Source organism: Billgrantia desiderata (assembly GCF_900108215.1).
GTDB lineage: Bacteria > Pseudomonadota > Gammaproteobacteria > Pseudomonadales > Halomonadaceae > Halomonas > Halomonas desiderata.
In genome coordinates this window covers 62,545-75,301 of record NZ_FNVC01000025.1, presented here as the reverse complement: position 1 = coordinate 75,301, position 12,757 = coordinate 62,545, and the positions used below count along the sequence as shown (strand labels likewise).

General features: G+C 66.1%; 10 protein-coding genes, 3 tRNA genes and 1 pseudogene. 11 read left to right on the top strand and 3 right to left on the bottom strand.

From position 1 onward, the window contains the following. Positions 1-230: pseudogene (locus C4S71_RS22795) on the top strand (maturase); the annotation flags it as partial. A 195-nt stretch (positions 231-425) separates the two neighbouring features. Here the strand turns inward: C4S71_RS22795 and fdxA are convergent. Further along, positions 426-749 (bottom strand): ferredoxin FdxA, encoded by a 324-nt coding sequence (gene fdxA, locus C4S71_RS18650; protein ID WP_010630102.1) that lies wholly within the window; start codon positions 747-749, stop codon positions 426-428. A gap of 156 nt (positions 750-905) precedes the next feature. Beyond that, the gene (gene mutS / locus C4S71_RS18645; RefSeq protein WP_103970171.1) at positions 906-3,497 is read right to left on the bottom strand and encodes a DNA mismatch repair protein MutS; all 2,592 of its coding nucleotides are present in this window, start codon (positions 3,495-3,497) and stop codon (positions 906-908) included. Positions 3,498-3,668: 171 nt separating this feature from the next. Between mutS and C4S71_RS18640 the strand changes: the two genes are divergently transcribed. The 9 genes from C4S71_RS18640 to C4S71_RS18600 all read left to right on the top strand — a co-directional run bounded on the left by C4S71_RS18640 (position 3,669) and on the right by C4S71_RS18600 (position 11,036). After that, the gene (locus C4S71_RS18640; protein ID WP_103970170.1) at positions 3,669-4,196 is read left to right on the top strand and encodes a CinA family protein; all 528 of its coding nucleotides are present in this window, start codon (positions 3,669-3,671) and stop codon (positions 4,194-4,196) included. A gap of 148 nt (positions 4,197-4,344) precedes the next feature. Further along, the gene (gene recA / locus C4S71_RS18635) at positions 4,345-5,409 is read left to right on the top strand and encodes a recombinase RecA (protein WP_086509288.1); all 1,065 of its coding nucleotides are present in this window, start codon (positions 4,345-4,347) and stop codon (positions 5,407-5,409) included. A gap of 33 nt (positions 5,410-5,442) precedes the next feature. Continuing rightward, a complete protein-coding gene (locus tag C4S71_RS18630; protein WP_200825327.1) occupies positions 5,443-5,925 on the top strand; it encodes a regulatory protein RecX in 483 nt (160 codons plus the stop codon). 172 nt (positions 5,926-6,097) lie between these two features. Beyond that, a complete protein-coding gene (gene alaS, locus C4S71_RS18625) occupies positions 6,098-8,710 on the top strand; it encodes an alanine--tRNA ligase (RefSeq protein ID WP_103970169.1) in 2,613 nt (870 codons plus the stop codon). A 114-nt stretch (positions 8,711-8,824) separates the two neighbouring features. After that, positions 8,825-10,075 (top strand): aspartate kinase, encoded by a 1,251-nt coding sequence (locus tag C4S71_RS18620; RefSeq protein WP_103970168.1) that lies wholly within the window; start codon positions 8,825-8,827, stop codon positions 10,073-10,075. A 244-nt stretch (positions 10,076-10,319) separates the two neighbouring features. Continuing rightward, positions 10,320-10,517, top strand: coding sequence for a carbon storage regulator CsrA (csrA, locus tag C4S71_RS18615; protein ID WP_010630095.1), 198 nt, complete (start codon positions 10,320-10,322; stop codon positions 10,515-10,517). 103 nt (positions 10,518-10,620) lie between these two features. Continuing rightward, a tRNA-Ser gene (locus C4S71_RS18610) sits at positions 10,621-10,713 on the top strand. 63 nt (positions 10,714-10,776) lie between these two features. Beyond that, positions 10,777-10,853, top strand: a tRNA-Arg gene (locus tag C4S71_RS18605). 106 nt (positions 10,854-10,959) lie between these two features. Beyond that, positions 10,960-11,036, top strand: a tRNA-Arg gene (locus tag C4S71_RS18600). A 269-nt stretch (positions 11,037-11,305) separates the two neighbouring features. Here the strand turns inward: C4S71_RS18600 and C4S71_RS18595 are convergent. Further along, the gene (locus C4S71_RS18595) at positions 11,306-12,307 is read right to left on the bottom strand and encodes a tRNA dihydrouridine synthase (RefSeq protein WP_103970167.1); all 1,002 of its coding nucleotides are present in this window, start codon (positions 12,305-12,307) and stop codon (positions 11,306-11,308) included. A 172-nt stretch (positions 12,308-12,479) separates the two neighbouring features. Here C4S71_RS18595 and C4S71_RS18590 point away from each other — a divergent pair, with 172 nt between their 5' ends. Then, the gene (locus tag C4S71_RS18590) at positions 12,480-12,725 is read left to right on the top strand and encodes an OadG family protein (RefSeq protein ID WP_086509284.1); all 246 of its coding nucleotides are present in this window, start codon (positions 12,480-12,482) and stop codon (positions 12,723-12,725) included. Positions 12,726-12,757 lie beyond the last annotated feature (32 nt).

Genomic DNA, 12,757 nt, shown 5'->3' with positions numbered 1-12,757 from the left:
TGCGCTGCGTGATCTGGCGGCAGTGGAAGCGCCCGCGGACCCGGCGTCGTAAGCTCTTGGCGCTGGGGCTGGACGACTATCGGGCGTGGAAGTCAGCGGGAAATGGGCGAGGCGCCTGGTGGAACGCCGGGGCCTCGCACATGAATCAGGCCCTGCCAAGGAAGTGGTTTGATGGACTGGGCCTGATCTCGGTACTCGATACGGTAAGAGGGCTTAGCCGTTCTTCATGAACCGCCGTATACCGAACGGTACGTACGGTGGTGTGGGAGGGCGCCGGGGGTGACCCCGGCCCCTACCCGATCCTGTCAATCATGTCTCGTTCATGAGCAAGGCTTGCTCATGAACGATGCCGAAGGCCGCTTGGCCCTCGGCACATGTCGCCAGGTCTGAAGGGATGGTTGGCGCGCAGGTCGGGAAGAGGGCGCTCAGCGCTCCAGGTACTGCAGCTTGCCCGGCTTGCCATCCCACTCCTCGGCGTCGGCCGGCGGATCCTTCTTCTCGGCAATGTTCGGCCACACCTCGGAGAGTTCGGCGTTGAGCGCAATGAACTCCTCCTGGCCTTCCGGCAGCTCGTCCTCCGAGAAGATCGCTTCGGCGGGGCACTCCGGCTCGCACAGGGCGCAGTCGATGCACTCGTCCGGATGGATCACCAGGAAGTTGGGCCCCTCATAGAAGCAGTCCACCGGGCAGACCTCGACGCAGTCGGTGTACTTGCACTTGATGCAGTTTTCGGTGACGACAAAGGTCATGCCTGTCTCCCTCTTCACGGCCGGGTGCCTTGCCCGGGGTGATGTCGATAACTTGTTTAAGCCTAAAAGTTATAAAAAACCAACTTCTTATAATGGCGATAAAATTGGACGCTTCATTCTAGTCATGGCGGCCTGCCTGAGCAAGCGGCACGGTGCTCATAGCTGCTCGCGCCAGGTATAGATCAACTCCAGCGCCCGGCGCGGCGTCAGCTCATCCGGGTCCAGATCGGCCAGGGCGTCGAGCAGCGGGTGCGGTGCGCTGGCGAACAGGTCGCTCTGCATCGGCTTGGCAGCGTCGCCCCGAGGCATGCCGCCGCCGCGACTGCTCTGGTCGACCTCCTGCTGCTCGAGCTGGGCCAGCTTGTCCCGCGCCCGCGCGATGACCGACTGCGGCACGCCGGCCAGCTGAGCCACCTGCAGGCCGTAGCTCTGGCTGGCGGGGCCCTCTTCCACCCGGTGCATGAAGACGATGCCGTCGCGATGCTCGGCGGCGGTGAGGTGCACGTTGGCCACCCCTTCGGCCTGCTCGGCCAGCGCGGTCATCTCGAAGTAGTGGGTGGCGAACAGGGTGAAGGCGCGGGTGCGGGTCAGGTGCTCGGCGCTGGCCCAGGCCAGCGACAGGCCGTCGAAGGTGCTGGTACCGCGGCCGATCTCGTCCATCAGCACCAGGCTGTGGTCGGTGGCGTTGTGCAGGATGCTGGCGGTCTCGGTCATCTCCACCATGAAGGTGGAGCGTCCGCCGGCCAGGTCGTCCGACGAGCCGATACGGGTGAAGATGCGGTCCACCGGGCCGATGCAGGCCTCGTCCGCCGGCACGAAGCTGCCGGTATGGGCGAGCAGCACGATCAGCGCCGCCTGGCGCATGTAGGTCGATTTACCGCCCATGTTGGGGCCGGTGATCACCAGCATGCGGCGGCTGTCGTCGAGCACCAGGTCGTTGGGCACGAAGGGGGCGTCGCTGACGTGCTCCACCACCGGATGGCGTCCGCCGCGAATCTCGATGCCCGGCGCCTCGGCGAGCCGGGGCCGCGAGAAGCCCAGCGCCTGGGCGCGCTCGGCGAAGGCGCAGAGCACGTCGAGGGCGGCCAGCGCGCGGCCGGTGCCCTGCAGGGGGGCAAGCTCGGCGTTGAGCGAATCGAGCAGGCCGTCGTAGAGCAGCTTTTCGCGGGCCAGGGCGCGCGACTTGGCCGACAGCGCCTTGTCCTCGAACTCCTTGAGTTCGGGGATGATGAAGCGCTCGGCGTTCTTCAGGGTCTGGCGGCGCACGTAGTCCACCGGCACCTCGCGGGCCTGGGCGCGGGGAATCTCGATGTAGTAGCCGTGTACGCGGTTGTAGCCCACCTTGAGGCCGGCCAGGCCGGTGCGTTCGCGCTCGCGGGCCTCGAGCTTCACCAGATAGTCGCCGGCGTGCTCGGCCAGGCCGCGGTAGTCGTCGAGTTCGGCGTCGAAGCCGTCACGGATTACGCCGCCGTCGCGGATCACCACCGGGGGGTTGTCGAACAGCCCCCGGGCGAGCATGTCGGCCAGCTCAGGATAGGGGCGGATATGGTGGGCCAGTTCGTCCAGCGCGGTGCCTTCGCTGTAGTCCTGCAGCTCGCGCTGGAGCTCCGGTAGGGCGAGCAGGGCGTCGCGCAGGCGGGCCAGATCCCGCGGCCGGGCGCTGTAGAGCGCCACCCGCGCGAGAATGCGCTCCACGTCGCCGATCGCCTTGAGCAGCTCGCGCAGGGCGACGAAGCCCTCCTGCTCGAGCAGCAGGGCGACCGCCGCCTGGCGCCCCTGCACCTGGTCGCGGTCGCGCAGCGGGCGGTTGAGCCAGCGCTTGAGCAGCCGCGAGCCCATGGCGGTGGCGGTGGTGTCGAGCACGCTGGCCAGCGTGTTGTCGCCACCGCCGCCGAGATTGATGTCGATCTCCAGATTGCGCCGGCTGGCGGCGTCGATCACCACGGCGTCGTCGCGGTTCTCCACCCCCAGCGCGGTGACGTGGGGCAGCGGCGAGCGCTGGGTGTCGCGGGCGTATTCGACCAGCACTCCGGCGGCGGTCAGCGCGGCCTCGAGATGGGCGCAGCCGAAGCCGCGCAGGTCCTGCACCTGGAACTGGTCGCACAGCAGGCGCGTGGCCGATTCGAGATCGAACAGCCAGTCGCTCTGGCGGCGCAGGCCCGGTCGCCCTTCCAGGGCGGGCGGCAGCGACAGGCTCTCGGCGATGAGCAGCTCGGCGGGGTCGAGACGCTGCAGCTCGGCGAGCATGTCGCCCTCGCCCTCCACCTCGAGCACGCTGAAGCGTCCGCTGGAGAGCTCCAGCCAGGCGATGCCCCAGCAGTCGCCGGCCGGGTGCACGGCCACCAGCAGGTTGTCGCGGCGGGCGTCGAGCAGCGCCTCGTCGTGCAGCGTGCCGGGGGTGACGATGCGCACCACGCGGCGCTCCACCGGTCCCTTGCTCGTCGCCGGGTCGCCGATCTGCTCGCAGATCGCCACCGATTCGCCGGCCTTGACCAGGCGCGCCAGGTAGCCCTCGGCGCTGTGGTAGGGTACGCCGGCCATGGGGATCGGCTTACCGGCGGACTGGCCGCGCTGGGTCAGGGTGATGTCGAGCAGGGCGGCGGCGCGCCTGGCGTCGTCGAAGAACAGCTCGTAGAAATCGCCCATGCGATAGAAGAGAAGCACGTCGGGATGCTCGCGCTTGATCTTCAGGTACTGGGCCATCATCGGGGTGTGGGCCGGCATGGCCGTCTGGACCGCGTCGTTCATGCGTTCTCGGCTGGCTCGTCGATTGTATGGGGCGTGGGAGGGCAAGGTTAACATGCACGGCCCGGAGCCGACACGCTCGGGGCCGGCGGGAATCTGCGCAGAGGATGGCCTGTCGCCGCGGAAAGGATGCGCTATGGTGGCAGGCAGTCCCATTCGATCAGGAGCGATACCATGCCGCATAGTGCTTCCAGCCTGGCCAACCTCGATCTCACCACGCTGGCCGAGCGCCTCGGGCGGCGCTGCCGCGAGCAGGGCGTCAGCGTGACTGCGGCCGAATCGTGCACCGGCGGCGGGGTGGCCAGTGCCATCACCGCGGTGGCGGGCAGTTCGGACTACTTCGAGACCGGCTACGTGACCTATTCCAATGCGGCCAAGGCCCGTCTGCTGGGCGTGCCCGAGGCGCTGATCGCCCAACACGGTGCCGTCAGCGGCGAGGTGGTGGAGGCGATGGTGGCGGGCGCCTGTCGTGACAGCGGCGCCAAGCTGGGAGTGGCGATCAGCGGCGTGGCCGGGCCCGATGGCGGTACGCCGGAGAAGCCGGTGGGCACCGTATGGCTGGCCTGGGGCAGTGAGCATGAGCAGCGCGCCGAGCGCTTCCACTTTCCCGGCGACCGCCGGGCGGTGCGCGAGCGGGCGGTGCGCGAGGCCATCGTCGGGCTGATTCGCTACCTGGAGAACCCGCCGGGGCAGGCACGTTGAACGAGTGACTAGGCGCGCGGCGTTTTTTTCGTCATACTACTGTCCAACCATACAGTGTCCGGGCGTGCTCCCCTTGGCGGCCCACCATTCATCATTGTATTTGCAGCATTGCATTTGCAGCGTCTGCGAGTTCTGCGAGGAGAGCCTCATGGCACAGGATGAAAATCGTTCCAAGGCATTGAATGCCGCCCTTTCCCAGATCGAGCGGCAGTTCGGCAAGGGTACCGTGATGCGCCTGGGCGATGCGCCGCGGGTGGCGATGCCCTCGGTGTCCACCGGTTCGCTGGGGCTGGACATCGCCCTGGGCATCGGCGGCCTGCCCTTTGGTCGCGTGGTGGAGATCTTCGGTCCGGAATCCTCGGGCAAGACCACCCTGACCCTGTCGGTGATCGCCCAGGCCCAGAAGCAGGGCAAGACCTGCGCCTTCATCGATGCCGAGCACGCCCTCGACCCGAGCTACGCCGAGAAGCTCGGCGTCAACCTCGACGACCTGCTGGTATCGCAGCCGGACACCGGCGAGCAGGCGCTGGAGATCTGCGACATGCTGGTGCGCTCCGGTGGCGTCGACGTGATCATCATCGACTCGGTGGCGGCGCTCACCCCGCGGGCCGAGATCGAGGGCGAGATGGGCGACTCTCACGTCGGCCTGCAGGCGCGCCTGATGTCCCAGGCGCTGCGTAAGATCACCGGCCACATCAAGAACGCCAACTGTCTGGTGGTGTTCATCAACCAGATCCGCATGAAGATCGGCGTGATGTTCGGCAGCCCCGAGACCACCACCGGCGGCAACGCACTGAAGTTCTACGCCAGCGTGCGCCTCGACATCCGCCGCACCGGTTCGGTCAAGCAGGGCGACGAGGTGACCGGCAACGAGACCCGCGTCAAGGTGGTGAAGAACAAGGTGGCACCGCCGTTCCGTCAGGCCGAGTTCCAGATTCTCTACGGCAAGGGCATCTACCACGCCGGTGAGGTGATCGATCTTGGCGTACAGTGCAACCTGGTCGACAAGGCCGGCGCCTGGTACAGCTACAAGGGCAACAAGATCGGTCAGGGCAAGGCCAACGCCGCGCAGTTCCTCGAGGACAACCCGGCGGTGATGGAGGAGATCGAGAGCCAGATCCGCGGCCAGCTGCTGGCCACGGCGGCGCCCAAGGAAGAGGAGGTCGCCGAGCCGCTGGCCGCCGAGGCCGAGCGCGAGGACGACCTGCTCTAAGCATGCTGCTCTAAAACCATGTTGCGCTAAACCATGCCATTGCAGCCCGGCTCCGAGCGTGCGTCGTCCCCGCGGGACGACGCTATCCGCCTGCTGGCCCGGCGCGAGTACGCTCGCGCCGAGCTGGCCCAGCGGCTCGCGGCGCGAGCCCACTCGGCCGAGGCGATAGCCGCCTGCCTCGACGCCCTGGTCGACGAAGGCCTGCAGTCCGACACCCGCTTCGTCGAGAGCTTCGTGCGCTCGCGCATCGCGCGCGGCCAGGGCCCGCTGAAGGTGCGGGCCGAGCTGGAGCGGCGCGGCGTCGAACGCGCCCTGATCGCGGCCGCACTGGCCGAGGCCGAGCGGGAGGGCGAGGTCGATTGGTTCGAGCTTGCCGCCGCGACGCTGGCGCGGCGCTATTCCCAGCCTGACAGCACCCCCCGCGAGCGCGCCCGGCGCGAGCGTTTCCTGGCGTCTCGCGGTTTCGAATTCGAGCATGTGCGCTACGCCCTCGAGCGGCTCGATTCGGTCGAATGACGCTCGCTTGGGCGCCTCCTCTTTAGTCGCTTGACAACTGCGCTATAATGCCTCCCTTTGTGAACGCCCTCGGTGGCGCTCCTGACACGCCAAGGCGTGCGAATTCGGCCATGTGAAGCGCGCCGAGCGCGCCTGCCCGTCGGGTGACCACGCTCATCGCCACGGATATGCCATGAAAAGCGCAGACATCAGACAGGCCTTTCTGAATTACTTCGAGGAGCACGGGCATACCGTTGTGCCATCCAGCTCCCTGGTGCCGGGCAACGACCCGACGCTGCTGTTCACCAATGCCGGCATGGTGCCGTTCAAGGACGTCTTCCTCGGCCGCGACCCGCGTCCCTACGTGCGTGCGGCCTCGTCCCAGCGCTGCGTGCGCGCCGGCGGCAAGCACAACGACCTCGACAACGTCGGCTACACCGCGCGGCATCACACCTTCTTCGAGATGCTGGGCAACTTCAGCTTCGGCGACTACTTCAAGCGCGACGCCATCCGTCTCGCCTGGACCTTCCTCACCGAGCGCCTGGGGCTGCCGGCCGAGAAGCTGTGGATCACGGTGTTCACCGAAGACGACGAGGCCTACGGCATCTGGGCCGACGAGATCGGCGTGCCTCACGAGCGCATCGCGCGTATCGGCGCCAAGGACAACTTCTGGCAGATGGGCGATACCGGGCCCTGCGGCCCCTGCTCGGAGATCTTCTACGACCACGGTCCCGAGGTGTGGGGCGGCCCACCCGGCACCCCCGAAGAGGACGGCGATCGCTACATCGAGATCTGGAACCTGGTGTTCATGCAGTTCGACCGCGACGCGGCCGGCAACCTGAACCCGCTGCCCAAGCCCTCCATCGATACCGGCATGGGCCTAGAGCGGGTGGCGGCGGTGCTCCAGGGCGTGCACTCCAACTACGAGATCGACCTGTTCCAGAACCTGTTGAAGGCGGCCGCCGATGCCACCGGCCACGCGGATACCGACACGCCCTCGCTGCGGGTCATCGCCGACCATATCCGCTCCTGCGCCTTCCTCATCGCCGACGGCGTGCTGCCCTCCAACGAGGGGCGCGGCTACGTGCTGCGCCGGATCATCCGCCGCGCCATTCGTCACGGCCACAAGCTCGGCGCCAAGGAGCCGTTCTTCCACAAGCTGGTGGCGGCACTCGATGCCGAGATGGGTGAGGCCTACCCCGAGCTGCGCGAAGCCCGCGGCCAGGTCGAGCGCATCCTGCTCAAGGAGGAGGAGCAGTTCGCGCGCACCCTCGAGCACGGCATGAGCCTGCTCGAGGAGGCCCTGGCCGGGCTCCAGGGCGACGTGCTGCCGGGCGAGACGGTGTTCAAGCTCTACGACACCTACGGCTTCCCTTACGACCTCACCGCCGACGTCTGCCGCGAGCGCGGTGTCAGCCTGGACGAAGCCGGCTTCGAGCGTGAACTCGAGGCCCAGCGCGAGCGCGCCCGTGCCGCCAGTCAGTTCGGTGCCAGCCAGGGTGTGGCGCTGGAACTCGAAGGCGAGACCGCCTTCACCGGCTACGAGCGGCTCGAAGACCGCGCCACCGTCACCGCCATTGCCGACCATGAGGGCAATGCCCTGGTTGCGCTGGAAGCCGAGCAGCGCGGCATCGTGGTGCTCGACCGTACCCCCTTCTATGGCGAGTCCGGCGGCCAGGTGGGCGACACCGGCTACCTGACGCTCGACGGCGGACGCTTCCTGGTCACCGACACCCAGAAGCAGGGCGGCCATCACCTGCATCACGGCGTGCTGCTCGAAGGTCGCCTGAGCGTGGGTGCCGAGGTAACGCCTCAGGTCGATGCCAGGCTGCGCGGCGCCACCATTCGCAACCACTCCGCCACTCACCTGATGCACAAGGCGCTGCGCCTGGTGCTGGGCGACCACGTGCAGCAGAAAGGCTCGCTGGTGACGCCCGAAAGGCTGCGCTTCGACTTCAGCCACTTCGAGGCCATGACCGCCGAACAGCTGGCCGAAGTGGAGCGTCTGGTCAATGAGCAGATCCTGGCCAATGCGCCGACCCGCATCGAGCAGATGACGCTCGACCAGGCCAAGGCCAGGGGCGCGGCGGCGCTGTTCGAGGCCAAGTACGCCGACAGCGTACGGGTGCTGACCATCGGCGCCGATGATTTCTCCATCGAGCTGTGCGGCGGCACCCACGTGGCTCGCAGCGGCGACATCGGCTGCTTCCACATCGTCAGCGAGCAGGGCATCGCAGCGGGCGTACGCCGCATCGAGGCGATCACCGGAGAAGGGGCGCTGGCCTACTTCCGCGAGCAGGAAACGCGCCTGGCGCGCATCGGCGAGCGCCTCAAGGCCAAGCCGGAGCAGGTCGAGGAGCGCGTCGAGTCGCTGGTGGAGCGTAACCGCAGCCTGGAGAAGGAGCTCGAGCGGCTCAAGGCCAAGCTGGCCAGCGCCGCGGGCAGCGACATGCTGGCGCAGGCCCAGGAGATCGCCGGGGTCAAGCTGCTGGCCACCCAGCTCGAAGGCGTTTCGGCCAAGGAGCTGCGCGGCGTGCTCGACCAGCTCAAGAACAAGCTGGGCTCGGGTGTCGTGGTGCTCGGCGTGGCTGACCGGGAAGCGGGCAAGGTGAGCCTGATTGCCGGTGTTACCGACGATCTCACCGGCAGGGTCAAGGCCGGCGAACTGGTCAATCACGTGGCCACCCAGGTGGGCGGCAAGGGCGGCGGTCGCGCCGACATGGCCCAGGCCGGGGGCAGCGACGTGGCGGCCCTGCCGGCGGCCCTGGAGAGCGTATCCGCCTGGGTCGAACAGCGCCTGCAGTAGCGGGAAGCTCGGGTCGGCCGCTCCGGCCCGAGTTGGGAGAACTGTTTCAAGAACCGATTAGCGACTTTCACTCATCCGGGCGCAGCGCGCTCGACAAGCGAGGGAAAACCGTAGATGGCACTTTACGTACAGAAATTCGGTGGTACCTCGGTGGGCTCCGTGGAGCGCATCAAGGCCGTGGCCGAGAAGGTCAAGGGCTTTCGTGACGACGGCCATCAGGTGGTGGTCGTGGTCTCCGCCATGAGCGGCGAGACCAACCGTCTGATCGGCATGGCCAACGAGATCAACGACGAGCCCACGCCGCGCGAAATGGACATGCTGGTCTCCACCGGCGAGCAGGTGACCATCTCGCTGCTGGCTCTCGCCCTGCACAAGCTGGGCGTACCGGCCACCTCCTATACCGGCTCCCAGGTGGGCATCCTCACCGACAGCGCCCACACCAAGGCCCGCATTCAGCGCATCGAGACCGACGAGATGCGCGAAGACCTCGACGAGGGCAAGGTGGTCGTGGTGGCCGGCTTCCAGGGCGTCGACGAAGAGGGCAACATCACTACCCTTGGCCGCGGCGGCTCCGATACCACCGGGGTGGCGCTGGCGGCGGCGCTGGGCGCCGACGAGTGTCAGATCTACACCGACGTCGACGGCGTCTACACCACCGACCCGCGGGTCTGCTCGAAGGCGCAGCGACTCGACACCATCACCGTCGAGGAGATGCTGGAGCTGGCGAGCCTCGGCTCCAAGGTACTGCAGATCCGCTCGGTGGAATTCGCCGGCAAGTACAATGTCCCGCTGCGCGTGCTGTCCAGTTTCCAGGATGGCCCCGGCACCCTCATCGTTGCTGAATCCGACCAAGACGAGGACTCCATGGAAGAACCGCTGATCTCAGGCATCGCCTTCACCGCCAACGAGGCCAAGCTGACCCTGCTCCATACGCCGGACGTGCCGGGCGTGGCCTCGCGCATTCTGGGCCCGATCGCCGACGCCAACATCGAAGTCGACATGATCGTGCAGAACGTGGCGCCGGCCGGCGACTACACCGACTTCACCTTCACCGTGGCCAAGGGCGACTACAAGAAGACGCTCAAGATCCTCGAGGAGCAGGTGATTCCCGACCTGGGTGGCGGTGAGGTCAATGGCGACGACAACATCGCCAAGGTCTCCCTGGTCGGTGTGGGCATGCGCTCGCACGCCGGCGTCGCCGCCAAGATGTTCCGCGTGCTGGCCGACGAGAACATCAACATCCGCATGGTCTCCACCTCCGAGATCAAGATCTCGGTCGTCATCGACGAGAAGCAGATGGAGCTCGCCGTTCGTGCCCTGCACACCGCATTCGGTCTCGACAAGAGCGATATCGAGAGCGAATAAGAACGTAACAAGAACATCAACAAGGTAGGACGACTTCAGCGGGTGTCTCTTCTACTCTGGGGAGGTCTGCCGCGATGAGCGGCCCGGCTTCCCTTCAACGCTGTCATCGTGTCATGGTGGGGTTGGGTGGTGGTGATGCACCTTTGGTGCACTTTGGTACTAATGTGTTACATAATGAGAGCAACCTAGCGTCGATGGGATCGACGCGTATCCCGTTGCAAGTCGTCTGAGAAGGAGATCAGTCATGCTCATCCTGACCCGCCGAGTCGGTGAAACGCTGATGATAGGTGATGACATCACCGTGACCGTCCTTGGCGTCAAGGGCAACCAGGTGCGTATTGGGGTCAATGCCCCCAAGGATGTCGCCGTACATCGTGAGGAAATCTATCAGCGCATCCAGCGCGAAAAGTCAGACGAAGAGGGTGGGAGCGGTCAGGCTTAGTCAGATGCCGCCGTCTCTTCCGGTTTCGGTAACAGGAAACAAATGTCTGAATACGCTGGACAAAGCACGGTAGAAAAGATAGGATATGCGCCGTGTCGTTGAGGGAGAGGTGGCCGAGTGGCTGAAGGCGCTCCCCTGCTAAGGGAGTATGGGGTTTATAGCCCCATCGAGGGTTCGAATCCCTCCCTCTCCGCCATGCGACATGGATCCATTGTTTGATGCGCATTGTTCAATGCGTGATGGTTCGAAGCGTAATGATGCGCCCGTAGCTCAGCTGGATAGAGTACCTGACTACGAATCAGGTGGTCGGAGGTTCGAATCCTCCCGGGCGCGCCACGAAGCATGCTGAAGCGGTCATGAAAATGAGCGTCGATCGTGTCTCCGCAGAGCGCAAGAATTCGAAGCAGTGGTGACTATCGGCAGGACCTCGGTCTTGCTATCCGCGCCCGTAGCTCAGCTGGATAGAGTACCTGACTACGAATCAGGTGGTCGGAGGTTCGAATCCTCCCGGGCGCGCCAGATTCCAAACCCGTCCTCCTGTGAGGGCGGGTTTTTCGCTTCTGCTCGGTCTGATCGGAGCGGGCATTCGCCTCGGCCGGCTGAGGCGATGGAAGTATTACCAGATCGCGCGATCGTTTGGGTGCCCTCGAGATTCGGCGGGCACCTTTTTTATTGCCTCTTCTTCATGGCCTGGGGTCGCCACCCCTGCTCGAGTGCCCGGGATTGCCACCCTAAGGCCCGTACAGGGCGTTTGCGGCCTATGCGGCGGGGTGCGCCGCAGGCTGGCTTCAGACGTGGCTGAGCGTGCCTGCAGGTGCTCCTGTCGTATGCCTTGGTTCCCGTGGCGTATGCCCTGGCTCCTGCGGCGCGTGCCCCAGCCCGGCCAGTAGCCCTTCGAGATCGTTGATGCGTTTCACCGCCTGAAAGCGCCGCTCCGCTTCGTCGTCCCGATAGCGCATGTGGTTCAGCCACTGTTTCACCAGCGACGTGACAATGCGCTCGGGAAGTGTGCTACGCTGCAATGCAGCATATTCGGCAAGGATGGACGCCCGTTCCTGCCACTGCGTATCGGGCAGTCGTTCGCCGGTATTCAGCCAGTGCTGGATGCGATGTGCCAGCAGTGGGTCGGCAAGGGCGCCCCGGCCCAGCATGACGTCGCGGCAGCCGGACAGGGTGCGCGCCTTCCAGTAGTCCTCCAGGCTCCAGATGTCGCCGTTGGCGACCACCGGAATAGGGAGATGGCGACGAATGCGGCCGATCCACTCCCAGTGGGCCGGCGGGCGATAGCCCTCGTCGCGGGTGCGTGCATGCACCACCAGCTGCGTTGCACCGCCATCGGCTGCCGCCTGGGCGCAGGCCAGCGCCAGACGGCGATGAGAGAAGCCGAGGCGGATCTTGGCCGTCACCGGTATCGTGTCGCCCACGGCGTTGTGCACTGCGGCGACGGCTGCCTGCACGCGGCGTGGGTCGCGCAGCAGCGAGGCGCCGCCGTCGTGACGGTTGACCAGCTTGGCCGGGCAGCCGAAGTTGAGGTCGATGGCGCTGGCGCCGAGGTCTCGAGCCTGCTCGGCGTTGGCCGCCAGTGCGCCGGGGTCGCTGCCGAGCAGCTGTAGCGCCACGGGGACTCCCGTCGGTGTCGTCACCCCGGTTGCGAGCTCGGGGCAGTGACGCAGGAAGACCTTGGGCGGCAGTCGGGCATCGACGACGCGGACGAACTCCGTCACTGCCCAGTCGAAACCGGGCCGACGGGTGAGCAGGTCGCGGGCATGGGCATCGATCACGCCCTCCATGGGGGCGAGTCCGATCCTTCCTTGTAGTAAAACAACAACGCTGGCTTCCACCATGGGGTGCTTGCAATTCATCCGGAGTGTGGCAGTTTATATGGCCGACTTTTAAACGCTTGGCGACATTTTTGCGGCAATTTGGCTCAAGAACTTGGCTAAAGAACAAGGGGGAGTGCGCATGCAGGATGAGCAGTTGCTACTCGATGGCCTGGCCCTGATGGGGGTCGGTATGGGGTTCGTTTTTGTTTTTCTTACCATTCTGGTGCTGGCCACTACCCTGATGTCGCTGGTGATTCGCCGCCTGGCGCCGTCTCCCGTTTCCCCGGCCGCCGCACCGACCTCGACCACGCCATCCACCAAGGATGACGGCGAAATCATGGCCGTCATCAGCACCGCCATCCATCGCTATCGTCAGCGCCGCTGACGGCTGGCCGCGAACGCCATACTACTACACAA